Annotated in this window: 22 protein-coding genes and 1 riboswitch; of the genes, 6 read left to right on the top strand and 16 right to left on the bottom strand. The window is 40.3% G+C overall.

Translation table 11 applies throughout. The features are described from left to right. Window positions 1-7: 7 nt before the first annotated feature. From iolD to ACZ9EE_RS18150, 10 genes are all read right to left on the bottom strand, one after another. Window positions 8-1,927: a 3D-(3,5/4)-trihydroxycyclohexane-1,2-dione acylhydrolase (decyclizing) gene (gene iolD / locus ACZ9EE_RS18195; protein WP_476033004.1), complete on the bottom strand. Its 1,920-nt coding sequence runs from the start codon at window positions 1,925-1,927 to the stop codon at window positions 8-10. A 517-nt stretch (window positions 1,928-2,444) separates the two neighbouring features. After that, window positions 2,445-3,905 carry a CoA-acylating methylmalonate-semialdehyde dehydrogenase gene (locus tag ACZ9EE_RS18190; RefSeq protein ID WP_476029217.1) on the bottom strand — a complete coding sequence of 487 codons (1,461 nt, stop codon included), beginning with the start codon at window positions 3,903-3,905 and terminating at the stop codon, window positions 2,445-2,447. A 27-nt stretch (window positions 3,906-3,932) separates the two neighbouring features. After that, window positions 3,933-4,934, bottom strand: coding sequence for a 5-dehydro-2-deoxygluconokinase (gene iolC / locus ACZ9EE_RS18185; protein ID WP_476033003.1), 1,002 nt, complete (start codon window positions 4,932-4,934; stop codon window positions 3,933-3,935). Between the two features lie 235 nt (window positions 4,935-5,169). After that, window positions 5,170-6,195, bottom strand: a complete 1,026-nt coding sequence (gene iolG / locus ACZ9EE_RS18180; protein ID WP_476029215.1) for an inositol 2-dehydrogenase — start codon at window positions 6,193-6,195, stop codon at window positions 5,170-5,172. 188 nt (window positions 6,196-6,383) lie between these two features. After that, on the bottom strand, window positions 6,384-7,388 hold the full coding sequence (locus ACZ9EE_RS18175) for a LacI family DNA-binding transcriptional regulator (RefSeq protein WP_476029213.1): 1,005 nt from the start codon (window positions 7,386-7,388) through the stop codon (window positions 6,384-6,386). 56 nt (window positions 7,389-7,444) lie between these two features. After that, complete coding sequence (locus ACZ9EE_RS18170) at window positions 7,445-8,563, bottom strand: glycoside hydrolase family 88/105 protein (protein WP_476029211.1); 1,119 nt, start codon at window positions 8,561-8,563, stop codon at window positions 7,445-7,447. 15 nt (window positions 8,564-8,578) lie between these two features. Further along, the gene (locus ACZ9EE_RS18165; RefSeq protein WP_476029209.1) at window positions 8,579-9,406 is read right to left on the bottom strand and encodes a carbohydrate ABC transporter permease; all 828 of its coding nucleotides are present in this window, start codon (window positions 9,404-9,406) and stop codon (window positions 8,579-8,581) included. After that, window positions 9,403-10,365, bottom strand: a complete 963-nt coding sequence (locus ACZ9EE_RS18160) for a carbohydrate ABC transporter permease (RefSeq protein WP_476029207.1) — start codon at window positions 10,363-10,365, stop codon at window positions 9,403-9,405. The genes ACZ9EE_RS18165 and ACZ9EE_RS18160 overlap by 4 nt, the downstream gene beginning before the upstream one ends. Then, window positions 10,283-12,778 (bottom strand): hypothetical protein, encoded by a 2,496-nt coding sequence (locus ACZ9EE_RS18155; RefSeq protein WP_476029205.1) that lies wholly within the window; start codon window positions 12,776-12,778, stop codon window positions 10,283-10,285. The genes ACZ9EE_RS18160 and ACZ9EE_RS18155 overlap by 83 nt, the downstream gene beginning before the upstream one ends. A 62-nt stretch (window positions 12,779-12,840) precedes the next feature. After that, complete coding sequence (locus tag ACZ9EE_RS18150) at window positions 12,841-14,109, bottom strand: ABC transporter substrate-binding protein (protein ID WP_476029203.1); 1,269 nt, start codon at window positions 14,107-14,109, stop codon at window positions 12,841-12,843. Window positions 14,110-14,620: 511 nt separating this feature from the next. Here ACZ9EE_RS18150 and ACZ9EE_RS18145 point away from each other — a divergent pair. Both ACZ9EE_RS18145 and ACZ9EE_RS18140 read left to right on the top strand, forming a co-directional pair. Continuing rightward, complete coding sequence (locus tag ACZ9EE_RS18145; protein WP_476029201.1) at window positions 14,621-14,815, top strand: DUF2187 family protein; 195 nt, start codon at window positions 14,621-14,623, stop codon at window positions 14,813-14,815. Window positions 14,816-15,267: 452 nt separating this feature from the next. Further along, entirely contained in the window at window positions 15,268-16,068 is an 801-nt protein-coding gene (locus ACZ9EE_RS18140; RefSeq protein ID WP_476029199.1) for a 3D domain-containing protein, read from the top strand. 285 nt (window positions 16,069-16,353) lie between these two features. Here ACZ9EE_RS18140 and ACZ9EE_RS18135 read toward each other — a convergent pair whose 3' ends face one another. The 5 genes from ACZ9EE_RS18135 to ACZ9EE_RS18115 are packed head-to-tail and all read right to left on the bottom strand — an operon-like array spanning window position 16,354 to window position 20,272. Continuing rightward, window positions 16,354-16,701, bottom strand: coding sequence for a MaoC/PaaZ C-terminal domain-containing protein (locus tag ACZ9EE_RS18135; RefSeq protein ID WP_476029197.1), 348 nt, complete (start codon window positions 16,699-16,701; stop codon window positions 16,354-16,356). Then, window positions 16,698-17,093: a hypothetical protein gene (locus ACZ9EE_RS18130; RefSeq protein WP_476029195.1), complete on the bottom strand. Its 396-nt coding sequence runs from the start codon at window positions 17,091-17,093 to the stop codon at window positions 16,698-16,700. Before ACZ9EE_RS18130 ends, ACZ9EE_RS18135 begins: the two co-directional genes overlap by 4 nt. Further along, entirely contained in the window at window positions 17,090-18,184 is a 1,095-nt protein-coding gene (locus tag ACZ9EE_RS18125) for an acetyl-CoA C-acyltransferase (RefSeq protein WP_476033002.1), read from the bottom strand. Before ACZ9EE_RS18125 ends, ACZ9EE_RS18130 begins: the two co-directional genes overlap by 4 nt. After that, a complete protein-coding gene (locus tag ACZ9EE_RS18120) occupies window positions 18,180-19,649 on the bottom strand; it encodes an AMP-binding protein (protein WP_476029193.1) in 1,470 nt (489 codons plus the stop codon). The genes ACZ9EE_RS18125 and ACZ9EE_RS18120 overlap by 5 nt, the downstream gene beginning before the upstream one ends. A 44-nt stretch (window positions 19,650-19,693) precedes the next feature. Beyond that, window positions 19,694-20,272, bottom strand: a complete 579-nt coding sequence (locus ACZ9EE_RS18115) for a biotin transporter BioY (protein ID WP_476029191.1) — start codon at window positions 20,270-20,272, stop codon at window positions 19,694-19,696. Window positions 20,273-20,926: 654 nt separating this feature from the next. Then, a riboswitch (SAM riboswitch) is annotated at window positions 20,927-21,030 on the top strand. A gap of 76 nt (window positions 21,031-21,106) precedes the next feature. Between ACZ9EE_RS18115 and ACZ9EE_RS18110 the strand changes: the two genes are divergently transcribed. The 4 genes from ACZ9EE_RS18110 to solA all read left to right on the top strand — a co-directional run bounded on the left by ACZ9EE_RS18110 (window position 21,107) and on the right by solA (window position 24,929). Further along, window positions 21,107-22,138: a methionine ABC transporter ATP-binding protein gene (locus ACZ9EE_RS18110; protein WP_476029189.1), complete on the top strand. Its 1,032-nt coding sequence runs from the start codon at window positions 21,107-21,109 to the stop codon at window positions 22,136-22,138. Further along, on the top strand, window positions 22,128-22,790 hold the full coding sequence (locus ACZ9EE_RS18105; RefSeq protein WP_476029187.1) for a methionine ABC transporter permease: 663 nt from the start codon (window positions 22,128-22,130) through the stop codon (window positions 22,788-22,790). Before ACZ9EE_RS18110 ends, ACZ9EE_RS18105 begins: the two co-directional genes overlap by 11 nt. A gap of 81 nt (window positions 22,791-22,871) precedes the next feature. After that, on the top strand, window positions 22,872-23,708 hold the full coding sequence (locus tag ACZ9EE_RS18100) for a MetQ/NlpA family ABC transporter substrate-binding protein (protein WP_476029185.1): 837 nt from the start codon (window positions 22,872-22,874) through the stop codon (window positions 23,706-23,708). Between the two features lie 78 nt (window positions 23,709-23,786). After that, window positions 23,787-24,929: an N-methyl-L-tryptophan oxidase gene (solA, locus tag ACZ9EE_RS18095; RefSeq protein WP_476029184.1), complete on the top strand. Its 1,143-nt coding sequence runs from the start codon at window positions 23,787-23,789 to the stop codon at window positions 24,927-24,929. A 163-nt stretch (window positions 24,930-25,092) separates the two neighbouring features. Here solA and ACZ9EE_RS18090 read toward each other — a convergent pair whose 3' ends face one another. Next, window positions 25,093-25,353: a hypothetical protein gene (locus ACZ9EE_RS18090; protein WP_476029182.1), complete on the bottom strand. Its 261-nt coding sequence runs from the start codon at window positions 25,351-25,353 to the stop codon at window positions 25,093-25,095. Between the last annotated feature and the right edge of the window lie 660 nt (window positions 25,354-26,013).

Raw genomic sequence — 26,013 nt, 5'->3', positions numbered from 1 at the left:
CTCCTATTTAGTAAGCACGTGCTTTTACAAGATTCGATACTTTATTTTGATAGGCAGACTGAATGCTTTCCTTTTTAGAAACTTCTGCAACACCAACATTCCACCAGGACTCATAGCCATGAGTCATTGTTTTCGGAAGGACTTTAATATCAATCAACGTGCTGACAGCTTGTTTTTTAGAGTCAAGAATCGCCTCTTCTAACTCCTCCATGGTGCGAACAGAATAGGTTTTGACCCCATAACCTTCAGCCACTTTCGCATAGTCAATCTTCATGATTGGACCGTCAAGTTTACCTGTTTCCGGATTTCGCTTGCGGAATTCCGTACCAAAGCTGCCCATGCCATTTTCCATTTGCAAGTTATTTATACAGCCGAAGCCGGAGTTATCAAAAAGAACAACATTGATTTTTTTGCCTTCCTGAACGCTTGTAACGAGCTCAGTATGGAGCATTAAATAACTTCCATCCCCTGACATTGCATATACTTCTTTGTCTGGTTCGGCAAGCTTTGCCCCAAATGCACCAGCAATCTCGTACCCCATGCAGGAATATCCGTATTCCATATGATAGGTATTGCGAGCTTTCGAAACCCACATCCGCTGAAGATCGCCCGGCAGGCTTCCAGATGCCCCAACAACGATTGAGTTGTCATCAATTAGTTCATTCACCTTACCGATGACACTTGTTTGGGTTAAGTCAGAACCAAATACTTCCTTATATTCAGGAAGCTTGTCATCTAAATGCCCAGCGACCTCCGGTGAAAATCCTTCTCCATATGTAATACTAGTAAGTCGAGTTAACTCTTCTTCCCAACCCTGCTTAGCTTCCTCGATTTCAACTCCATAGGCCGTGCGATAGTCACCAAGTTGTGCGGCAATCGCTTCTAACCCAGCCTTGGCATCTGCCACTACCTTCACGGCGTCCAGTTTTGCAGCATGGAACTCAGAAATGTTAATCGTAAGAACGTCGGCATCTGCAAATAATTGCTTGGAAGCTGTTGTAAAATCAGTAAACCTTGTACCGACGGCAATGATTAAATCGGCATCCTTTGCAATTGTATTGGCTGCTGAATTCCCTGTAACGCCAATTCCACCGAGATTGAGTGGATGAAAGCTCTCGACACCACTTTTTCCAGCCTGTGTCTCACCAAAAGGAATGTTGAATTTCTTTGAAAATTGCAGAAAGGTTTCAGCCGCTTCCGAATAGCGGACACCGCCGCCTAGAATCATCAGAGGCTTCTGTTTAGATTGAATGAGATTCACGGCATCACGGACACTTTCGACAGACGGCATGCGGCGCTCAATGCGATGAACCCGTTTAGCGAAAAAGGACTCAGGATAATCCCACGCTTCCCCTTGGACGTCCTGCGGCAAAGCGATGGTAACGGCACCTGTATCGGCAGGGTTGGTTAACACGCGCATCGCGTTCAAGAGCGCTGACATCAATTGCTCTGGACGATTGACCCGGTCCCAATACTTACTGACCGCACGAAAGGCATCATTTGTGGAAATGGATAAATCATGTGTCTGCTCCACTTGCTGCAGCACAGGATCCGGCTGGCGTGTAGCGAACACATCTCCAGGGAGCAGCAATACAGGAATATTATTGGCAGTTGCCGTCGCCGCTGACGTAATCATATTGGCGGAACCCGGACCAACGGAAGCCGTGCACGCCATAATTTGTTTACGGTGCTTTTGCTTGGCAAACGCCATTGCCGCATTGGCCATCCCCTGCTCATTCCGTCCTTGCAAGACTTCCAGTTCACCTGGATCTTCCTCCAATGCCTGCCCAAGGCCAAGGACATTCCCATGCCCAAAAATCGTAAAGACCCCTTTAACAAACCGTTGCTGCTTGCCATCAAATTCAACATATTGCTCATTCAAAAATTTCACTAGCGCCTGCGAAGTCGTCAATCGAATCGTACCCACCATCAAAACTCCTCTCATTTCCTTTTTTAAAACAGAACAGCTTTTCTAGTAAACTATAATAATGGATTTCATTGACCGTCCTAAGCTAAAACTCCTCTGCGGGCAATAAAACTCTGGTTCTTTGACCGTCCTAAGCTAAAACTCTTCTGCTCGGGCAATGAAACCCTGGTTCTTTGACCGTCCTCAGCTAAAACTCCTCTGTTCGGGCAATGAAACCCTGGTTCTTTGACCGTCCTCAGCTAAAACTCCTCTGCTCGGGCAATGAAACCCTGGTTCTTTGACCGTCCTAGAGGTAACACTCTTCTGCTCTGGCAATGAAACTCTGTTTCTTTGACCCTCATAAGCTAAAACTCTTCTGCTGGGGCAATGAAACTCTGGTTCTTTGACCGTCCTGAGCAAAAACTCTTCTGTGCGGGCAATAAAATCCTGGTTCTTTGACCGCCCCGAGCAAAAACTCTTCTGTGGGCAATGAACCCAAAAAGGGGATGCAGCGGATTAGCCCCATCCACATCCATTTTTAAACATAACGAGCTGTCAGCATTTTCTTTCTTGTATAGAATTCGACGCCATCCGTACCGTTGGCATGAAGGTCGCCGTAAAAGGAATCCTTATATCCAGAGAACGGGAAGAACGCCATAGGAGCCGGGACCCCGATGTTCACGCCAAGCATACCTGCATCAATCGTTTCGCGAAACTGACGAACAGCGGATGCACTATCCGTAAATAGACAAGCACCATTTGCAAAAGAAGAGGCATTTGCCAGCTCAATCGCTTCTGTTAAATCCTTTACCCGTACGATTGATAAAACAGGGGCAAAGATTTCATCCTGCCATATTTTCATTTCCTGTGTTACGTGATCAAAAATAGTTGGTCCAACGAAGTAGCCATTGCCGTTCACCGCTTCGTCCTTGCGTCCATCACGCAGCAATGCTGCACCCTGGTCAACGCCGGATTCGATGTAGCCAAGGGTCCGTTGCTTGGCATTCTCACGGATAACCGGTCCTAAGAACACCCCTTCATCCAATCCATTTCCGATGACGATCTCATCAGCTGCCTTTTTAAGCTTTTCAATGAAGGCATCTGCAATCGATTCTTCCACCGCTACGACCGCGGCAGCCATACATCTTTCCCCAGCAGAACCAAAGGCTGCACCGGTAATTTGATTAACCGCGATATCGAGATTGGCATCCTTTAGAACAATCGAGTGATTTTTTGCACCTGCAAGTGCTTGTACACGCTTCAAGTTAGCTGTACCTGTTTTGTACACATACTCGGCTACCGGCTGTGAACCAACAAAGCTGATCGCCTTCACAAGCTTGTGCTCTAACAAACCATTAACGACATCATGCGCCCCATTAACGATGTTAAATACTCCCTTAGGAAGGCCCGCTTCTTCAAATAATTCTGCAAGACGGGCTGCTAACAATGGTGTGCGCTCAGACGGCTTTAGCACGAACGTATTTCCACAAGCGATGGCCAACGGGAACATCCAGCATGGAACCATCATCGGGAAGTTAAATGGTGTAATCCCGCCGATGACCCCAATTGGGTAACGGTACATACCGGATTCCAGCCCTGAAGCAATATCCGGAAGCTGTTTGCCCATCATTAATGTTGGAACACCTGCCGCAAATTCAACACATTCGATTCCCCGAAGGACTTCCCCCTGTGCCTCAGCAAAACTTTTTCCATTCTCAACCGTTACTAATCTAGCAAGCTCATCCCAGTGCTCCACTAGCAGCTGCTGATATTTGAACAGAATCCGCCCGCGCTTTGGTACTGGTACCTGGGACCATTTCTTATAGGCTTCGTTTGCCGCTTGAACAGCTTGATCGACCTCTTCTTTTGTAGAGAGGGGAACAATCGCCAGCTCTTCACCGGTTGCAGGATTATACACCACTTCACTTTTTTCCGATGTTGATTCTACCCATTCGCCGCCAATATAGTTCTTTAACGTTTTTACAGTTGTAACAGTCATCTTAACTCTCCCTTTCCTTCGTAAAATTTAGGCTAGTTCATAAACCGCGGTTTCCATATGTTGTAATAGTTCTTCCTTTGTTGGCATGGCATCGGAACAGCTATGACGTGAAATCACTAGGGAGGCTGAGGCACTGCCCATCTTCATCGCCTCGGATACGGCTTCACCGTTCATCAGTCCGTAGATAAACGCCGATGCATAGGAATCGCCTGCCCCAAAGGTCTTCAAGACGTTTGTACGGAAAATGCCGCTTCGATGGGAGGCGCCGTCTTTCGTATAAGCAATCGAACCGGATCCTCCATGTTTGATCACCACCAATTTCGCACGATACGAAAACCAGCGAGATGCCGTAAAATTATCATTTGACTCTTGAATGTTTAATAGTTTTTCCATCATGTCGAACTCTTCACGCGTCCCGATAATCACGTCACACTTTTCAGCAGCGAGATTGTAATAGACTGCCGTTTCAGCCTGATCGGTCCAAGTATAGGGCCTGTAATCCAAATCAAAGAAAATCGTTACATCGTGTTTCACGGCATATTCAAGTGCAAGGAATACCGCTTCACGGGAAGGGCTTTTGGCGAGTGCAGTGCCGGAAACTAACAATGCTTTGGATTGCTTAATATAATCTTCATCGATTTCCGAAGGATGGAGCTTCAAATCGGCCACATTGTCACGGTACATTAAAATGCTGCATTCCTCCGGGCTTTTAATTTCGGTAAAAGCAAGACCGGTGACTGCTCCCGTTTGATCAATTTTTACACCGGTTGTATCGATTTGGTTTTGTTCTAAGTATTCAGTAATAAACCGGCCCATTTGGTCATTGGATACCTTGCCGATAAAACCAGTCTTCTGGCCGAGCCGCGCTGAACCAATCGCAATATTGGCAGGTGAACCGCCAACATATTTCGTAAAAGTACGTGTCTCCTCCATCGGACGGTTGATCTCATTTGCATTTAGGTCAATGCACAGACGACCGATGGCAATCAGGTCGAATGGCCTGTTCTCATTAAATTGGAGAGGGTTCATATTTCTTCCATCCTTCCTTCTAAAGTTAGATATTTTGGTAGAGTTTGATGATTCTGTAGATTTCCGGTGGATTTCCGCATGAATGGGGATTAATTCCGTCAATTCCAACGTTAATTCCGCCTGTTTCCACAATAATTCCGCTAATATTCTTATTTATTCCGTCGATTTCTGAAAGAATTCCGCCAACTCCCGTACTGATTCCTCCGTTAATTCCGCCAAACTAAAGATCAGCAAATTAATAGATAGCCGCCGATTGATCAGTAGATTGCAGCTGTACCGGTGCACCGGTTTCCAGCGATTTTTTGGCCGCTTTGGCAATTCGTTCTGCCTGCAATCCATCATAACCACTGCAGATAACCTGTTTATTTTTCAAAATAGACGTTACAAATTCATTCACTTCATCAATATAAGCCTGCGTATAACGCTCTAAGAAAAAGTACAATGGTTTTTCTTTTGAAACATTTTGAGCAGTGGAAACCTCAACGGTATTCGCACGGTTGTTATCTGCTTGTGCGGCACCTTTATCTCCAAAGACTTCCAAGCGCTGGTCGTATCCATATGCAGCACGACGGCTGTTATCAATAACACCGAGGGCGCCATTAGCAAATTTTAAAGTAACAATCGCGGTATCAATATCGCCGGCTTCACCAATCGCCGGATCAACCAGCACCGCTCCATTAGCAAACACTTCAACCACTTCACTGTCCATGATGTAGCGCGCCATATCAAAGTCGTGAATCGCCATGTCCATAAAGAGTCCGCCTGATGTTTTTATGTAATCAATTCCTGGTGGTTCTGGGTCACGTGAGGTAATTCGTAAAATATGTGGTGTGCCAATGTCGCCCGTTTGTACAAGCTCACGAATTTTACGGAAGTTGGGATCAAAGCGGCGGTTAAAGCCTACTTGCAGCAAGACTCCTGCTTTTTCTACTGCTGCAAGAGCTTCTTCTGTTTCTTCCACTGAAAAGCTAACGGGTTTTTCGCAAAAAATATGTTTTCCGGCCGCAGCCGCTTCCTTGATTAAATTGGCATGGGTAGTGGTCGGTGAACAGATAAACACAGCATTGATTTCAGGATCATTCAAAATATCCTGGTAATTAGTAGTCAATACTTCGATTTGTTTTTCCTTTGCCCATTCTTCAAGATGAACGATGGCTACATCGGATACACTTTTCAACCTTACTTGAGAAATCCCTCTTAAATTATCAACATGGATCTTTCCTATTCGTCCTGCTCCAATAATCCCCACTGTCAATGTCATTCTCAACATCCTCCCTTTAATAGATTGCAGTGTAACGGGTTAAGCGCTTAACTCTTTTGGTAAAAAACCGCTTTACTACTATCTAATTCTATGATTGATTTTGAATAATCATTCCACAATAGAGTTAAGCGCTTAACCCTACTTTTAAAATGAAAGCTGACTAAACAGTTGTCGGTCAGCTTTCTTGATTATGAACTTAAATCTTTCACTGACTCCCGCTCCACTAGTGTCGGGGCTAGCATGATTCTATTTGTAGGCATTCCAGGATCCTCAATCGAATCCAGCAACTGTTCCATGGTATAACTGGCTAATTTTGCAATTGGCTGAGCGATCGTCGTTAAACCTGGATCAGATATTTCCGCGTGGATGGTATTATCAAAGCCAATAATCGAAATATCATTAGGAACCGATAGGCCTGCTTTCCGTGCCGCATTAATAAAAACAGCAGCAATTAAATCCGTGGTAGCAAAAACCGCTGTTGGTCTTTTTTCCATTTGAAAAATTTGATTGGCAGCCAATTTCGCTTCTTCTATTTTGGATTTGGCTTCGATCACTTGAACGTCAGCAGGGTTTACCCCTTCGTCAGCAAGAGCCTTTTTAAACCCCTCTACACGCAGCCGGCCGCTTGCTCGTTGTGGTTCGGTAATAATGGCAAAAGCTCGGTGTCCCTTTTGACAAAGGTAACGTCCTGCTAAATATCCGCCCCTGATATCATCTGTTGTGACAACGTGTGAATCGAGCGCAAGGTGGTCGACCGAGAACAGAACGCAAGGGACGTTTTGATCATGAAGGTTTTTTAATTTTTTTACATCCTTTGGCTCTGTTGCAATGATAATTCCGTCCACTTGTTTTTTGATTAGCAGATCAAGATAATCTTGCTCACGCTCCAGCTGATAATCGGTACTGCACAAAATAATCGAATAACCCAATTCTCGTGCATTATTTTCCAGTGCCCTGGCTACTTCCGCAAAGAATGGGTTCGCGATATCAGGAACCAGTACTCCAATCGTGAAAGTCTTTTTCCCTGTTAAAGCGGTAGCAACACTGCTTGGCTGGTAATCTAGGTCCTTCATAATTCCCAGAACTTTATTTTTTGTTTTTTCACTGATCCGGCCTGTATTATTTAACACTTTCGATACCGTAGCAATCGACACATTGGCCTCTTTTGCTACATCATAAATAGTAGGTTTCATGGCATTCTCCTCCTCTCCCACTATATGAAGTCATTTTCATCATTATACTACTTTGTTTAACCGTTCAACAAACCCTTATGTTGAAGAACCTCGGAAAGCAGCACAATGGCCAATGCCTGCCCATAGGCAGTCGGTGCAATAATAATTTTCTTATAATCTTCCTTTTCCTTTCCAATCGCTGTACCGGCAGAAACATTTAAGACGGTTCCATCCTCAGCGATGTTAGCCAAGACCGCTTCGACTGCCTTTCGACAAACCTCAAGATAGCTGGAGTCCAATAAGCCAAAACGAATTCCTTTTAAAATTCCTGCCGCAATCGCGCTCGAACCGGAAACTTCGGTATAGCTATCCGAATCATCAAGAAGCGTATGCCACAACCCATTTTCAGACTGTAATGCCACTAATCGGTCCACCTGTGCTTTAAAGGTACCAGCCATCTTCTCATAAGCCTCAGAAGATAGTTTGCCTTTTAATGTTTCAATTAATTCCGGGGCAGCTAAGGTATACCAGCTGTTCCCGCGGCACCAATATGCCTCACTAAAATGATGGTCATTCTCAAAATCATATCCATGATAGAAAAGAGAATCTTCTCTATTAAACAAATGGTCAATATGAAGATTCACCTGATAAGCCGCTTCATCGATCCAAGCTTGCTGACCATATTTAATCCCCATTTTACTTAAGAACAAAACCACCATAAACAAGGTGTCAATCCAGATTTGTCCTTCATTCAGCTTCAAATCATGTTTAGTATCACCAGAGGTTACATGCTGAAGCCCGTTTTCTTTTGTTCTTGGCGCCTGGTTGATTACCCAGTCGACCCATTCCAAAGCCAGGGCTTCCCTCTCTTCATAGTCCATTAAAGTTAACATTGGGGCAGTCGTATTGATATTTTTAAGCGGTAAACCGCGCTGAATTTGATCTTCTGCCCAGTTCCTAATATATTTACTGTAATCTGGAAAGGCATCATCCCCAGCTAGATTTTTCAAACCCAGCAGTCCAACTCCTTGAGGCCAATCCCACTCTTCCATTCCAAAGTCCCTTGGGAAGTAGCCGATTTTTTCGCCATCGCCCACTTCTTTTAAAGAATCCTCATTGGAAGGTCGTTTTAAATGCAGCAGCTGGTTCGTTATTTTTAACACAGCTTCACGCACATCGTCTAGTACTTTTGTCACCCTTCATCACCTCACTTAATCTTTTAATCCTGAACTAGCTCCTGTATCCATAATGTACCGTTGGAAGACGGCATATAAAATCGCCATCGGAAGAATCGAAATAACGGAAGCGGATAGCAGCAAGACCCAATCAATATTGTTTGCCCCAACGATACTTCTTAACGCGACTTGAATCGTATACTTGTTCGGATCGCTAATAACGATTAACGGCCAAATGTAGTCATTCCAGCGCCATTGGAACGATAAAATTGCTAAGGTAATGACAATCGGCTTCGCGATCGGCAACATCAGTCTAAAAAAGATTCGGCCTTCGCTCGCTCCGTCAATTCTGGCTGCTTCTATTAAATCATCAGGTACTGTCATGAAATACTGTCTAAACATGAAAATCCCGGTTGCTGTATTGATGGAAGGAATAATTAATCCCCATAAACTATCATAAAGGTGTAGCTTTTGAATCACCATGAAGGTTGGATTCATGATCACTTCCGTCGGCAGCATGGTCGTAGTTAGGATACAGAGGAAGAACACCGTCAGCCATTTGTATCGGTATTTTGCCAAGGCAAACCCGCAGGAAGCACTCGCAAGGATGGTCAAGGCCGTTGTGGCCACTGTGACAATCAGCGTATTCCCCACATATTTCGTAAATTCCATGGTTTTCCAAGCATATTCATAGTTCTCAAATGAAAACTTTTTTGGAAAAATATGAAGCGGATAGGAAAACAATTCACTTCCCGGTTTAAAGGAACTTAATAAGAACCATAAAACAGGAACTAAGAACAAGAGTGCTAATAACCCCATAATGGTAGTAAGGAGAACGGTTGTGAGCCTATTTCGATATATCATTGTTTACCCCTCTCTTCAACCTTTAGATTAATGACGGCAAATAGCAGCAGGATGATAAATAATATCATGGATACGGCACTGGCATATCCGATATTCTGATTGTTAAATCCTGTCTGATAAATGTATTGAACGATAAACGTATTATCATTTCCTGGTCCGCCGTTTGTCAGTGACTGTACTAACGCGAATTCTTTCATAAAACCGATCGACGATAGCATGATGACCATAAACGAAGTGGGCCTTAATGACGGCAAGGTAATATGGAAGAACTTTTGCCAGCCATTCGCTCCATCAATTTCTGCTGCCTCGTAATAGGACTTAGAGATATTGAGCAGGGCGGAAATGAAGATCAGCATATTGAAAGCCGTTCCTCCCCATGCTGACGCAATCAAAACGGTTAAAAGCGCTAAATTACCATCTGTAGACCAATGAACAGGATCAAATCCCATCAGTTGAATGATATAGTTAATAAACCCGAAATCTTCTCCAAACATCCAGCGAAAAATAACCCCTACTACAATCGGTGAAATCAGCCAGGGAAGGAAGAAAATGACTTTTGCCACTGACTTCCCTTTGGTATATTTGCTGACCAATAGCAGCGAGATGCATAAAGAACTTACGTACAATGTTGGGACACCGATAATCGTATACGTAAACGTCCGCCCAAGTGCTTTGTAAAAACTAGAATCGTGGAAGAGGTTGATATAATTTTGCAAACCAATAAAGTGTGCCTCTACCCCGGCATAATCTGTAAAAGAATAATAGATACCCAGGATGGCCGGCCAGGCGAAGAACAAAGTAAATAAAACCATGTTCACGATGACAAAGGCCAGAGCCCATTTTTGATTTCGATCCTTTCTCCTCGATGCTGCTTTCTTAACGTTTACTTGTTTGACACTCGAGTAATTCACTGTCAAATCGGTATCCGGCGTTATACTCGACTTTTTGATCATTGACATACAATTCCTCCTCCTTCATGGTCAATGTGCCAACCTGTTTATTCTGATAGGACCACTCCTCGTTTGTGAAGTTAATTTCAGATCCCATTTGTTCCTGAATGAAATCAATAAAGGTGTTATGTTCATATTCCGAAGAACAGATACACACGATTTTGTGCGAAGTCCCGTATGCCCGAACTTCCCGATAAGCGACTGCACCTTCTTTTATTCTTTCAAAGCCCTGGCTGAAGTAGATTCCTAGATAAGTTTGGTCCTTCCTTCCGAACAGCCAATTGCCGTTTTCAATGATCTCATCCAGCTTCCAGAAAGGGAGATACGCATGAACGAATGGAAGGAAAGGTTCTTTTAACCGGTATTCCATCAGCATGTACTGCTTATACTGACGGATATTCGGGCTGATTCCATTCCCTGCCCAGAAGCTAGGCCGATTTTCCCCGCTATACACCGATTCTCCCGGATGATTAATCCAGACTTGGGTATTATCCTGACCTAATGCGATATTCATGGCATGCTGCTGGTGACCTCGTTTAAAAGCGTTGAAGTTAATGGCTGAACTCATAACATAATTTTTCGTTTTGTAATTATAGGTATAAACCTGCTTAATTCCTTGTAAGTACTGTGAAACAAGCGCCTTTGATTCGTCTTCGATAAAATTCTGCTCTAATTGAGGTGGAGTGTAGTCTGAGATACAGAATAAGGTGGTTGATCTCAGCGCATGGTTTAAATTCCCCTTCTTCCATGCGATAAAGGAAAGATTCGCTACCTCACCCAGCTCCATCGCCTTTAAATCATGTTCATATACCCGCCCGTAGGTCGTGGACATTGTTTTGCCTTGAAGATTAATCGCAATAATTTCAAAGGTGATATCTAACGCTTTTTTCGCCAAATCCCTAATTGAGGCGTCTGGTGCAGATTCATAGAGACTGAAGAACCCAATTAAATCGATTGGAAGGTAGGTGGTTGAGTTCCATTCGGAAAAACCATACTTGAAAAAGACGTCAAACCATTCTTCCAGGCGCTTTTTACCGATTTCATATTGTTCTATTCCGGTTCTGTTACTGACGGTAAACTGTCTTTCTGGATACATATGTCCTGCAAGGTACTGTGAAATATGGAAAAGCAAGGCATGATTTTCACTGAAATACCACATCACATCATTTCCAGGCTCATCAATCCAATATCTGAAATTAACGGCAAGCTCCTCGATTTCATGATGAAAATCGGCTGGGATGATGTCCTGATACTTAATCGTAAACCCAAGCAATGGAGCGAGCCTGAAATCAGCACAGTCGCCCTTTTTCTCAATCTCGTTAAAACAACTTTTAATATGTTCAATCGCACGGGCATCGACCGTACCATTGAGGTGTGTCAGAGCAATCCCTACATTTAAGTCAAGAGAATCCCTTTCCACAAAGAACTCCAATATCTCCTTCTTTCTTTCGGACAAATCATCCGAGAAGGATCTGAAGGAATAATCATTTGCTAAAATAGAAGTCACCAATCTTCTGCTAATCTCCACTTCACCATCCACAACGACGCCAATATTAAAATAGGCAAGTCCATTGGAGGCAAGTTCGCTGATTGGCATCAGCGTAATCTTGTTTTCATCCAGGTTATTCACTTGAAAGAAATAATCATAGGATGATTCGGTATCGTCAGCTGATTGTTTTACTAAGACCGGATTTAATAAATGATTGCGATTGACATTCACAAACAGATGGGGAAACAAGTCGATATGCGCTGAATCATGATAGATTTCCAGACTGCCAGAATCATAGAGATCTTTTGAAAAATAAAAAGAGGTCAACAATTCTTCTGCCTTCTTTATTTTTTCCGGAGACGCATTGACAGGAATGTAGGCATCTAACTTCTTTTCACCCGTATAACGCAGTTCCATGAAATAATTGACATCTCTTTCTGCCAGATCATCCATATAAATAACGATCTCATTCGTTCCCTTTTCTAGATTCAATTGAATGGGTGTATAGGAGGCTAGATTTCTTGTATAAGGAGTGTAGCTAATTTGTTTACTATTGTTGACCCAAATCTCTACACTGCCGCAGGTACTGAGCGTAAAAGGAAGGGTTTCTTCCTTTTCTGTAACGATATAGGTTTTACCGTAAACACTTAACAGGTGTGGAGTTGGAATAAATGAAGAAAACTCAAAGCGTGTGTTTTCAAAAGGAAAATAAATATGCTGGAACGCTGAATCGGTCATTTTAATATCTTTACTTAAGCGCTCTTTTAAAAATTGCTTTCTGCCAGGATATTCAATTTGTACATATTCTTCCGTCAAATTAACAGGCTGCTCAAACGTATCTTTTTTAGAGTCATAGGGTTCGATGTTTAAATCAGTATAAATCCAACGATTCATCGCTTGGTTGGTTTGAACTTGATATGTATAGCGTTCCATTCTAATACCTCACTTAATAGGGAGGGAATAAAAGAAAATCCAATATTCCCTCTCATTATTTATTATTTTGCGTATTGGTCCGTAAATGTCTTTTCAACGTTACTAATCGCTTGATCGATAGATTCTTCTTTATTTAGAACTTTTATGACCTCTTGTTTTAGAGCATCTACAGCTTGCTTATCAGAAGTTAGCTGTAATTTATCATTAACCGATCTTGCTACAGCGGCAACTGGATCAGAAGAGCTGATTTCATTGCGGTAAACATCATAAGCACTTGTAGCGGTCTCGCTTGCATGGTAATCGACATTGGCTCCATCAACTACTGGAAGATAGCCGCCTAAACCTGCCATTTTTGCATAATTTTCTTTTGTATATAACCAATCAATAAATTTCTTGGTTTCCTTTTCTACCCCAGATCCTTTGAATTGAATAACATAGTTACCACCTAGGTTAGTAGAACGAACCTTTTCGTATGGCATATAAACAGATTGCCATTTGAAGTTTTTAATATTTTTGTCAAAATCTTTTAACTGCCAGTTACCAGAGTAATAGGCGGCAACCTGTCCGCTTTTGAACATAGCTGATGCATCCTGGCCGGATAACCAAACAGAGGTTGGCATCATTTTATTGTCATTTAACTTAACGAAGGTTTCCAAGCCTTTTTTGGTTTCTGCATTTGTGGTGTATTTTCCGTTCTCATTCACAAATCCTTTACTTCCAAATTGGTATAAGAATGAACTTAAGCGATGAGAAGACGGATCCATAACTAGGCCATATTTCGCATCTGTTTTATCTAGGACGATCTTTAAATCACTGATAAATTCGTCCCAAGTCCAAATATCTTTTTCACTTGTCGGAACTTTTACACCGGCTTTATCAAATAAATCCTTATTAATATATAAACCGACAGCTGTTAAATCGATTGGAAGGGCTACAGCCTTATCATTTAAGGTGATGGCCAATTTCTTGTCTACCCCTTTACTGTCCAAAGTGGAGGTTAAGTCAGCCAGCTTATTTTTCCAAATTGGACTAAATCCTGTCACCCTTGCTAATGCAGGTGGGTTTCCTGATTTCACCATGTTTGTAATCCTTGTAACAAAGTCACTGTACGGTACATCAACAACTTGAACGTTTACTCCAGTTTCTTTTTTATATTCTTTGGCCATTTCAGTTAAAGCCCCACCTTCAACCGTATCGCCAGATACAAAAAACTGGATTTTTTTAGACCCCGATGATGATGCTTGTCCTGAACTTGAATTAGAACAAGCTGAAACTAATAGAAGCAAGCAAGATACCAATAAAGCCAAACCTAATCTGATCTTCCTCTTCATTCCATCCACCTCTTTAAATTTATGTAGAGTAAGCGCTTTATACATAAGTAAATAGAAAATTGCTTAAATTCCCATCAATCCCATTTTATTACGGGAAAGCGCTTACCTTGTGTCCATTATATTCCAAGCCCAAATCATTTTCAACAACATTTTTAAAATTCTAATAATTTTTTGTCTTATGTTGTTATACTATTTATATTAATCTTCTAAACATATAGACTATGGCAAAAGCCGTCGAAGATCCCTTCTATAAAAAGGAAAGGAAATCTTAAATTTTGCTCATTTATGTCACTTGTAATCTAGTACCGTACAAATTTGGATGTTTTATATGGGTAATCGCTTAACTTAAATTGACAAGAGAAGCACGGGGACGGTTCTCATGCTTCGGAAGCATGAGAACCGTCCCCGTATTTTTATGAAAGATAATCTTACAGTTTCTATGACATAGCACCTTTTTCCAGGTAAAATGCCTATAAATTAATAATTTCTTTTAGAATTCCACTATATAATCATGAAAGGAATGGTGATCATGTATTTGAAAAAAGCAATGGTGGGAGACAATATTGTTACGATTAATGGTATTAAAGGTAAGGTGGAGAAAGTTGGAGAGAACTCGGTCATAGTTGAAATATTCGAAAATTGCTCTGGTCGTAACTTTGAAAATAATAGGACAGTTGTTTCTCATAAAAGATATGTAGTCCTATAAGGAAACCTCTCATGAAGCTCTCCCCTAAGTGTAGATGCACACTGGACGGTTCTTGTTCTACAAATGGCACAACCTGATGAAGTACCGCTCCCCTTTTTTTCTTCAAAATCCACATAGAACCAAACCTGTATAAAAAGAAGCATAAGAACCGTCCCCATGCTTCTATTGTATATTCTACTTCCAAAATGATTTTCCTCAAGCGGAACTGAAATATCAATCTATTTGGATCCACTGAAAACCAGTGCATTCTGCAAGATTTCTTGTCTTCTTACCAAAATGTTTGAAAGGTACTTTAGTGAGTATATTTTTGAATATTCACACATTTATGAAATATTATTGCAATATAAACGCCACGAATGTAAACGATTTAACATCTCCCTGTTCTTTGTTTCAGAAATATCTATGTTACTATTATGGAAAATTGGCAGCCAAAGAACACGGAGGGTAAAAGAATGCTTAAAAAAATGATAACAATTATAGCAGTTACTGTACTCTCAGTAACTGTAAGTGCTAACGTACAAGCTTCAACGATTACAGTACAAAAAGGGGATACCCTTTGGGATCTCTCACGTGAAAATAATACATCTTTGAAAAATATCCAAAAGTGGAATCAACTTACTACGGATCTTATACACCCCGGAGATATCCTAACCATATCACCGGATAAACAATATATTGTTAAACAAGGTGACACATTATGGGACATCTCCATGAATAATCATATAACTGTTTCTCAACTTAAAGAGTGGAATGAATTACATACCGATCTCATTCATCCTGGATTAAATCTATTAATCTTTGATAGTTTAAATACTACTAGCGCTGTAACAGCAAAAAATGTTATGCCTGCTGCACAAACATCAAATGAAAGTGCACCTGTGGCATCAGCCGCTTCAACAAGTAATAAAAGTTCAGAGGAAAGTGCACCTGTGGCACCAGTTCCACCAACGAGTAATACAAGTTCAAAGGAAATTACGATGAAAGCAACTGCCTACACGGCTTCGTGTGAGGGATGTTCCGGTACAACCGCTACTGGAATTAACCTTAAAGAGAACCCAAATGAAAAGGTCATCGCAGTTGATCCATCTGTTATACCGCTTGGCAGTAAAGTGTATGTCGAGGGATACGGTGAAGCAGTCGCTGGAGATACCGGTGGAGCTATTAAAGGAAATCGAATTGATATCTTTATTCCTTCTGAACATGATGCAATAAATTTTGGAGTAAAACAAGTAAAGGTAACCATAATAAACTAACATGCCCAGATACAGGCCTAACCTAAATATCGCACTGCAACCCTTACCGTGGGTTGCAGTGTTTTTTGTATGAACTTTATTAAGGAATATTGTACTTTTAAGAACGATCGAATAAAAATAAAAAACCACACCTATTTATGGTACGGTTCACCATAACGCATCAAAATGGGATTCATCTTATTAAGAACAAGGCTATGTAACTTTTATTTTTCCATTACGAAACAAATCGTGCGATGCTATATGTTCGCACGACTTGTCATTTGTTTTTTATGATCATTGAGGATTTCATCTGGTTACGATCAACCATCCTTTTATGACTACTTTTTCCCCGCATTTACCTTCTATTCTGATTTTAGGCTCCATTTGTTTGATAGTCAGAGTTATTTGATCTCCCAAATAAACTGGTGAGGTAAATGTAAATTCATGCTGACACACCCACTCTTGAGGAGTGAGAATTTCGTTCGAAACCATCCTTAACACTTTAGCCGCTGTTAACATTCCATGGACAATTTTATTAGAAAATCCTTGTTGTTTCGCCGCTTCTATATCAAAATGAATGGGATTGTTATCACCTGAAACGACCGCATATTGTTCAACCTCTTCTTCGGTAATTTTAAAGGCAAGTTTTTTCATGTCAAACCTCCCAAAATCAAATCCGATACTCCCTCAAAACAAAGTTGTCCATCATTATGATATAAATAGAGAGTTTGTTTAATAAAAGTAAGATTTTGACGTTGAAATGGATTTGTGACTTCAACTATCGCTCTATAGTTCTCATCCATATACATTCTTTGATGTTGGATACATTTCTGTTTTCGATGAATAATAGGCTGTTGAAGCTCCAAAGGAGTTTCAATCCATTTATAAGCCATCATTGGCATGGTTGGAGGAAGAGGAATCGTTTCGGGACCATCGTCTTTTGCCCCACCAAGACTCTGATAGATAGAAATTTGCTCATCAATTAATTGGACAAATGGTTGTACATCTTCTTGAGTAAAAATAATTTCATACTCCTTCGTTTTCATATTGCCACCTCGAAGAGGACTGCTGAGCCGATTCCTCCACCGCTGCCTATTGCCGCTAGTACATATTTGACATTCTCTCGTCTTTGAACTTCGGAGAAAAGCCTCGTTATCAGGATACTTCCCGAAGCCCCATAAGGATGTCCTAACGTTAAAGCTCCTCCGCGAACATTTATTTTGTCACAAGGAATAGAAAGTTCTTTCATACAGGCGACTATCTTCGAAGAGAAAGCTTCGTTTATTTCAATTAAGTCAATATCCGCAATAGTTAACCGGTTTCTTTTTAATAAGGCTTGAATAGCCGGAATAGGGGCTGCCCCAGGATAATTGGGATGGACACCTGAGATTTCACTATCCAAAAATCGCAGGATAGGCCGGAAACCATTATTTAATGCTATACTTTCTTCCATGACAAGAACAGCTGAAGCTCCGTCATGAATACCGCAACTGTTCGCTGCTGTAACCGTACCGTTCCTTTTAAATATGGGCTTCGCTCTTTTTAATAGTACTTCCAGCTTTCTTTTCCTAAGCAGTTCTTCATCCTGATGGTAATCCCCAATCGGAATAATCTCTTGAGTAAAATACCCTTTTTCATACGCCTCCAAGCTACGCTTGTAACTTAATAGTGCATATTCATCCTGCATTTCTTTTGAAATAGCATATTTTTCTGCCACATATTCTGCGGCAACGCCCATATCGGGGTCGCCAATTTTTTCAGGAGAAAATTTCGCTCTTGATGGAAACGGAGAGGTGCTTGTGCTTTCTACACCACCAGCTATGTAACAACGACCAGCTCCACCTTGAATATAGTAACATGCCATTCGAATCGCTTCTAACCCTGCACTGCATTGACGGTCAATTGTAAGTCCCGTTACAGAGAGAGGTAATCCTGCTTCTAATGCAGCAAACCTGGCTACGTTTCCACCTGGTCCAACAACATTCCCCAAAATGATGTCATCAATCTTTTCTTCTAATCCATTCGCTAAATGCTGGAGAAGAGGAACTGCAAGCTCATGTGGCTGAATATCCCGTAAAATCCCACTCATTTTTCCAATTGGTGTACGTTTTGCATGGACAATTACTGCTCTTTTAATCACTGGTCACCTTGCTTTCCATTTGTTTTATTAGCTCAGCACGAGCAATCTTTCCGCTCGTTGTATATGGTATTTCAGATAGAAAAAACCATTTGCGTGGAATTTTATAAGAAGACAAATACTTCTTACAAAGTCTTTTTAACTCTACTGGGCTGCCCTTTCCTTTTACTGCCGCAGCCACAACCTGACCCCAATACGAATCTGGCAGACCAATTACAGCAACTTCCTCGACATCCGGATGTAAGGAAATCACTTTCTCTATTTCTTCAGGAAAAATATTGATTCCTCCATATAAAATCATATTTTGCTCACGGCCTGTAATATATAAATAGCCCTCTTCGTCAAAATGGCCCATATCATGGACCGTAGCCCATCCCTCTTCATCCTGAATCGATTGAACTGTGCTTCCATCGTGATCCATGTATCCATTTATTATCAGTCCACTTCTTACATAGATCTTTCCAATCTCATTAGGCTTTGCTAAGACCTGATCTTGCAGCCGTATTTGTACCTCTACGCCGTAACAAGGCTTCCCGACGGTTGCTGCCTTTTGCATACCATCTCGATCAGAAAGTACAGAAATGAAACTCAATTCACTGGCCCCATAAAACTCATACATGGTTATATTTGAAAATATATGATAGATTTCTAATTTCGTTCTTTCAGACCACTTTGCACCCGATGAAAGGAGTTTTATAGACTTATTGATTTGAATTCCTTGTTTCAGAAATGCTTCTACCATTGTTGGAACGACATACATCGTTGTAATGGGATAAGATTGTATCCATGAATGCCCTTCAATAGGAGAAAATTTGTCTAATAGATAAACGGTACCCCCTAAATACAAAGTGCTAATAGCTCCATATAGAAAGTGAGAATGTATTAAGGATCCAGGAATTAAAACATGATCATATTCATTTATTTCGAAATCGAAACGGTTACAATCAAAGCTCGCCATCCATGAATCCTGGGAACGAACAAATGCTTTTGGATTTCCGGTTGTGCCAGAAGTGAAGCCAATATAAAAAGGCAAATTTTCTTGAGTATACCTAATTATGTTCACTTCAAACCGGGAGATTTCCCGTAAACTGTCATCCAAACTCATTACATTTGGAATAATATGTTTAATCTGATAGTGAATTTCTCTTGTTGTGACAATGATCGAAGGATTGAAAAGTTTTATTCTCTTTTCTAATTCAGTTGTTTTCCATTTCAAATCATAGGGAACTGCAATCCAACCAGCCTTGGATGCACCTGCAAAGAGTTGCAAGAAAGGGAGTCCATTAGGCAGAAGGATTCCTATTGTTTTGTTTTCTGAATGTAGTGAGTAAAGCCAATTTGCCGTTTGATTGACCAATTCACTCCATTTTTGATAATTGATTTGTTGATGATTAGTATGGATGGCTAATTTGTTGGGGAAAATTTTAGCGGAAGTTTCATATGATTCAGTTATATTGCCCATCATTATCACCTCTATAAAAAAAGACACTTCAAGGTGTCTCTTTAGATTTAAATATTTTTAGTTACATTATTAGAGTAGCTCGCTGCTAGTGATCTTGAAAAAACGGGGTGCTTTCTTAGTCTGTAAACTAAAATCGAAGCTAGTACAGCCTTTAACACATCCCCAGGAAGGTATACTAAACTTACTTTTACAGCATTTAATACCGAAATGTGCATGATCAATGCTTGAACAGGGATACCAATTAAATAGATAAGCAGGATTCCAACTGTCAGATTAATAAATAAAACATGGTGTAGTTTTAAATTTTCTATACGTGATAATAGATATCCAATAACGAATGCTGTAATGGGCCAAGAAATTAAATAACCAACACTCGGTCCAACAAATACACTTAATCCGCCTCGACCTCCCGATAAAAGAGGTACTCCAACAGCAACTAGTAGTAAAAAGACAGTTTGGCTCATTGCTCCTAATCTTGCCCCTAATACTCCACCTGCAAGAAGAACACCTAGTGTTTGCAATGTAATAGGTACGGGTGTAAACGAAAGATTAATAGGCGGAACGATACCTAGAGCACCCATGACCGCAGCAAACACCGCTACAAAGGTAATTTCTTTAAGTTTCATTTTTACATTCTCCTCAAAATAAATATGTAATTAATTTAATTATGATAATATTCAATTTCATGTTAATTGTCAACCAAACATTAACTGCGGTTGACAATTCGCGTTTGTTTTGAAAAATAAATTAAGTTGTGCTCATTTGATCAAAGAATACAAAAAGGGCTTGGCAGGCCAAACCCTTTTGTTCATATAAGCAAATCAGCACCTTCTAAACTATGATGGAATGGTGCTGTATCTGTTTTCAGAAAAGACCTCATTTACTTATGGTACGGTTCATCAAGATTAATTCAAATCCTTTCAGTCTTGTTGAACAAAACTGAGCTGTTGGCTTAAGTACAATCGATCCCAATCTTTTTTCTGTCCATGTTAAAGAGATGAAACCATTACAATCTGATCTTTCAATTCTTCATTCTCAGCTAATTCTATTCTACAGATGATGGTATCTCACGTGGATGGATGGCTTTATTAATTCACCAGGCTTAATCTTAATATTTGTTTTTGTTTACCCGCTTAGAAGCAAGAGAACCGTCCCCTTGCTTCCTTTTCTATTAATAACTTTATTTCTATACTAGAAATAGTTTACAACTTGAAAATAGCAGAAAAATATTGACAATAGTCTTAATATTGCATAATATTATTATTATATTAAAATTAAATAACTTATCCAGAGAGACTGAGGGACAGGCCCGACGACGTCCAGCAACCATCATTTAATGAAAGGTGCTAATTCCTGCAGAATGTTTCATTCTGAAAGATAAGGTCTAGATAAAAATAGCCTCTTTCTGATGAAAGAGGCTATTTTGTATAATTTACAATTCCGGAAAGGAGATTACTATCTTGCTAATACTTGAAGACGTCCATAAAAGCTATGGAAAAGGCAAAGAGAAAAAAGTGGAAGCATTGAAAGGAATAAGTCTTCAGGTTGATAAAGGTGAAATATTTGGCGTAGTCGGTTTTAGTGGTGCTGGAAAAAGTACGCTAATCCGTTGTGTAAATTTATTGGAACGCCCTACTTCAGGGAAAGTCCTTATAAATGGTATAGATCTTTTATCCCAGACTCCCAAGGAATTACGTAGACAAAGAAAAAAGATTGGGATGATATTCCAACAGTATAACCTATTGCATTCAAAAACTATTTTTAACAACGTAGCAATGCCACTTATCTTGGAAGGCAGACCCAAAGGTGAAATCAGGAAAAAGGTGGAACAAGTACTCACTTTCGTTGGCTTAGAGGATAGGATGAATCATTATCCCGATCAGCTGTCGGGAGGTCAAAAGCAACGGGTTGGAATTGCAAGGGCGTTAGTCACAGACCCTGATATTCTATTATGCGATGAAGCAACATCTGCCTTGGACCCTAATACCACCGAGGCTGTATTAGAGTTATTACGAAAAGTTAGGGATGAATTCGGCGTAACCATTTTAATGATTACCCACGAAATGAATGTGATCCGTGACGTATGCGATAAAGTGGCCGTTATTGAAAATGGGATAATCGTTGAACAAGGGCCTGTCATTGACGTCTTCACCGAACCAAAGACTAAGATTGCCAGAAGCTTTGTACGGACTGTTCTAAACGATAACATCCCAAAGTCGATTCAACAACTAATTATGAATAATGGTCATACGAACATCTATCGAATCATCTTTAAAGGCAGTTCAACCAATATACCTTTAATCTCCAACACTGCAAAGAACTTTTCCATTGATTTAAATGTAATTCATGGCATGGTAACGGAGCTTCAAGGTAGTCCATTTGGGAACTTACTGGTTGAATTTAAAGGTGATGAAGAAGAAATTCAGCGTGCTGTGCACTATATAAGGGAACATAATGCTGTTATTAGGGAGGTGTCTGAAGATGCCATTTGATTGGTCTTGGTTTTGGCCTGAGTTCTTTAGTTCAATTAACGAGACTCTTTATATGGTCATAGTTGCTCTCATTATATCCGTTATTATCGGAATACCAATTGGTGTTGTTTTAGTCATTACAAGAGAAAATGGTATTTTACAGAATTCCATTATTTTCAATATTTTGAACGTCATTATCAATATCTTTCGTTCCATTCCATTTATTATCCTGGTTGTAGCAATTATACCGTTCACACGATTGATTATAGGGACATCCATTGGTACTACAGCTGCCATTGTGCCGCTAGTCCTATATACCGCTTTTTATATAGGAAGGTTAGTGGAAAACTCACTCCTCGAAGTCGATAAAGGCACACTTGAATTAGCACAAGCAATGGGTGCTACACCCTGGCAGATCATTTGGAGATTTCTCCTTCCTGAGGCCCTTGGCTCAATCGTATTAGCATTAACGATTGCAACGATTGGATTAATAGGTGCTTCCGCAATGGCAGGAGCAGTTGGCGGCGGGGGTATCGGTGATTTAGCCATCACATATGGGTATAATCAGTTCAAAACAGAGGTCATGGTGATCACTGTTATTACATTAGTCATTATGGTTCAACTTGTTCAATCACTTGGGAACCTTCTATCTAAAAAAATGAGAAGGAAATAGCCAATTTATTCAAATCATCTAAAGAATGTTGATCAAAGGTAGTCCTTTTTATCATAAAAAAAACATGGGGGAATCATATCAATGAAGAAATTTGCCATTATTTTATTTGGATTACTGCTTTTACTATCTGGATGCAGCTCACAATCCAGCAAAAGCAGCGATAGCAAAACAGTTAAGGTAGCAACTACAACAGCGGAAGCACCAACATGGGAACTTGTTAAAAAGCTTGCGAAAGATAAAGGAATTGATGTTCAAATTGTTAAGTTTGATGATTATGTGCAGCCAAACCTTGCGATTGATAGTGGGGAAGTTGACCTTAATGCCTTCCAAACAGTCGTATATTTTGATGACTTTAAAAAACAGCGCAATCTAAAACTATCGGCAGTTGGAACAACCAATATTTGGCCAATGGGAATCTACTCTAAAAAAGTAAAAACTATCAATGACATTAAAAATGGGGACCAAGTCATTATTCCAAAAGACCCTACTAATCTAGGAAGAGCCCTTCTATTAATGCAAAAAGCAGGATTAATTACTTTAAAACAAGGCTTTACCGGTGCTGGCGGATTAGAAAACGTTGAAAAGAATCCGAAAAACTTGGTCATTACACCTGTTGATGCTGCTCAAACACCACGTGGTTTAGATGATGCAGCTGCCTCCATTATCAACAGTGATATGGCTATCAATGCTGGTTTAAACCCTACTACTGGCTCAATTTTTAGAGAAGATGCTAACAATAAAGCGTACGTTAATATCATCGCTGCCAAGACATCACGCAAAGATGACAAATCATTCAAAGAAATCGTAGATATTTATCATTCCAAAGAAGTTACAGACTTTATCAAATCACACTTCAAAGGCGCTGCTGTTCCTGTCATAAAACCAGTCTCTTTCCTTGATGACTACAAACAAAATTAATAAAAGCACTAACTTTTCCACTGGCCTGTTTTCTTCTAAACAGGCCAGTATTATGATAAAGAGTAGGAGAGAAATGAGATGACCAGAGAACCTGTTTTTGATGTAGCAATAATTGGCGCTGGGACTATGGGAATGGCTGCTGGTGCTTTTTTAGCACAACAAAAAGTTAAGACATTATTAATTGATGCCTTCGATCCGCCACATAATCATGGAAGCCATCACGGAGATACCCGCTTGATTCGTCACGCCTATGGTGAAGGCAGACAGTATGTTACCTTGGTGAAACGTGCACAACAATTATGGGGAGATTTGGAGAGGGAAAGCGGCCATAAAGTTTTTGAAAAAACAGGGGTCCTCGGACTTGGCCCAAGCGATTCTCCCTTTCTCCATGAAACGATTGAGGCTGCTAAAAAATATGAATTGCCATTACAGGTACTTAACGCAAATGAGATAAAAGAAAAATGGCCTGGCATTTCTATACCGGATAACTTTATAGGCTGCTTTGAAGCAGAATCAGGATTACTCTATAGTGAAAAGGCCATACAGGCCTATAAGGAACTCGCTACCCGGAATGGGGCACAGCTTGTCACTAATACACCCGTTCAGCAAGTCGACATGAGCAGTACGGATGCAGTGAAAATCGTAACGGCGGACAACGTTTTTTGGGCTAAAAAGGTCATTGTTACAGTAGGCGCCTGGGCAGCCAAGCTGCTTCCGGATTTAAAGCTGCCTATTCAACCAGTCCGTAAAGTGGTGGGCTGGTTCGAAACACCTGAAGGCATATATGACTCCGCCAATTTCCCATCCTTTTATGTAGACGACAATGATAAAATGTTTTACGGATTCCCTAGCTTGAACGGGTCCGGTCTTAAGGTAGGAAGAACAGATGGCGGACAAGAAATCGATCCCGATCAGCACTTACAGAACTTTGGAAAATACGAAACAGATGAAGGCGATCTTCGTCATTTTCTAGAGACCTATATGCCTGAAGCAAATGGGACCTTTAGGGAAGGAAAAACTTGTTTATATACAATGTCGAGTGACCATGATTTCATCATCGATCATCACCCTGAAAATAACAATGTCATCATCGCGTGCGGCTTTTCTGGACATGGCTTCAAATTTGGAAGTGTAATGGGCGAAGTATTAAGCCAGCTAGCAATAAAGGGTCACAGCGAATTTGATCTTTCGATATTCTCTCTCAAGAGGTTTAGTAAGTGACAGAAAATCAATGGCTTTATTTTAGATCGGAAATACGTTACGGTAGACATCAATAAAAACCGAAGAAATCAATTCTTCGGTTTTTATTATTTGGACTAAACTTTATTAAAAAAACGACTTATTTATAGTAAGGCTCACCGTAAAGCAGGTTTATAGATTGGCATTATAAATAGCCAGTAGCGGCAATTGCACCAACAATAAAACCAATTAGCATTCCTAAAACTGTGCCAACAACGGCAAAGACCATTAGGATAGTGCCATGAACTTGACTACGATTTCTATATGTTAGGAAGCCCATAATAAACGTTCCAGCTCCGAAAAGAATTGGAACGATAAATAAGGAAAGTGCGAAGAATATCCATCCTAATACTACAAATGCCGTTCCCTGCTGTTTCTGTTGCTCTGTTTGTGTTTGTTGTTCCATTCAATCACTCCCTATTTACATGTTATTATTTTTTGGTCGCTCCAATGGTCTTTAAAGCCTAAAGTTAAACCATCGGCAACCGCGAATAAGACCCAAGATCCCAAAAATAATGAAAGCATGAAGGAAACCAATAAGCATTGTTAACACATGTAACAGTAGGGAAAAAGTATCAGGGATCATAGTGGTAATCAAAGGACATATATCCTTAAACAAACCTTACAAGTGATGGTGCCAATAAAAAAACCAAGTGCTATTTATAACACCGTTACTAAACAGCCCAAACTAGCTGATATATATAGATATATATATCTTTTTTTCCAAAATATTAATAACTACTACACAAATAATTCCTAAAGTACCAGAAATACATTACAAAATAAGTTTAATGATTGCAGGTAAGAAAATGAAAAAACTAAATGGATAGCAGCAGAAGTAATCAAGGAAATGATCCATCAATTTGAAAAAATTCTTGAAGTTGATGGAAATAGAGATTATCCGGAAACTTCTGTAAAAGAGGATGCTGAACTTGACCCTGTATTGAGACAAAGAGGTTATTACAAGTAAAAAAAGACATTTTTGAAGGAAGAGTTATCTCAACTGATGAAGTTTTAGAGATGATTGAACAAATTGTACTCTAAATGCTAATCAAGCCTTTATTGG

This window comes from Bacillus sp. URHA0034 (genome assembly GCF_056280405.1).
Note: the sequence above shows the minus strand (reverse complement) of the source record. Positions and strands in the feature narration are given on the sequence as shown.

Excerpts from the sequence above, each read along its gene's own strand:
- ACZ9EE_RS18190 (WP_476029217.1), bottom strand. The coding sequence starts at position 3,905 with ATGACTGTTACAACTGTAAAAACGTTAAAGAACTATATTGGCGGCGAA.
- iolC (WP_476033003.1), bottom strand. The coding sequence starts at position 4,934 with ATGAACCCTCTCCAATTTAATGAGAACAGGCCATTCGACCTGATTGCC.
- iolG (WP_476029215.1), bottom strand. The coding sequence starts at position 6,195 with ATGACATTGACAGTGGGGATTATTGGAGCAGGACGAATAGGAAAGATC.
- ACZ9EE_RS18175 (WP_476029213.1), bottom strand. The coding sequence starts at position 7,388 with ATGAAACCTACTATTTATGATGTAGCAAAAGAGGCCAATGTGTCGATT.
- ACZ9EE_RS18165 (WP_476029209.1), bottom strand. The coding sequence starts at position 9,406 with ATGATATATCGAAATAGGCTCACAACCGTTCTCCTTACTACCATTATG.
- ACZ9EE_RS18160 (WP_476029207.1), bottom strand. The coding sequence starts at position 10,365 with ATGTCAATGATCAAAAAGTCGAGTATAACGCCGGATACCGATTTGACA.
- ACZ9EE_RS18155 (WP_476029205.1), bottom strand. The coding sequence starts at position 12,778 with ATGGAACGCTATACATATCAAGTTCAAACCAACCAAGCGATGAATCGT.
- ACZ9EE_RS18150 (WP_476029203.1), bottom strand. The coding sequence starts at position 14,109 with ATGAAGAGGAAGATCAGATTAGGTTTGGCTTTATTGGTATCTTGCTTG.
- ACZ9EE_RS18145 (WP_476029201.1), top strand. The coding sequence starts at position 14,621 with ATGAAAGGAATGGTGATCATGTATTTGAAAAAAGCAATGGTGGGAGAC.
- ACZ9EE_RS18140 (WP_476029199.1), top strand. The coding sequence starts at position 15,268 with ATGCTTAAAAAAATGATAACAATTATAGCAGTTACTGTACTCTCAGTA.
- ACZ9EE_RS18135 (WP_476029197.1), bottom strand. The coding sequence starts at position 16,701 with ATGAAAAAACTTGCCTTTAAAATTACCGAAGAAGAGGTTGAACAATAT.
- ACZ9EE_RS18130 (WP_476029195.1), bottom strand. The coding sequence starts at position 17,093 with ATGAAAACGAAGGAGTATGAAATTATTTTTACTCAAGAAGATGTACAA.
- ACZ9EE_RS18120 (WP_476029193.1), bottom strand. The coding sequence starts at position 19,649 with ATGATGGGCAATATAACTGAATCATATGAAACTTCCGCTAAAATTTTC.
- ACZ9EE_RS18115 (WP_476029191.1), bottom strand. The coding sequence starts at position 20,272 with ATGAAACTTAAAGAAATTACCTTTGTAGCGGTGTTTGCTGCGGTCATG.
- ACZ9EE_RS18105 (WP_476029187.1), top strand. The coding sequence starts at position 22,128 with ATGCCATTTGATTGGTCTTGGTTTTGGCCTGAGTTCTTTAGTTCAATT.
- ACZ9EE_RS18100 (WP_476029185.1), top strand. The coding sequence starts at position 22,872 with ATGAAGAAATTTGCCATTATTTTATTTGGATTACTGCTTTTACTATCT.
- solA (WP_476029184.1), top strand. The coding sequence starts at position 23,787 with ATGACCAGAGAACCTGTTTTTGATGTAGCAATAATTGGCGCTGGGACT.
- ACZ9EE_RS18090 (WP_476029182.1), bottom strand. The coding sequence starts at position 25,353 with ATGGAACAACAAACACAAACAGAGCAACAGAAACAGCAGGGAACGGCA.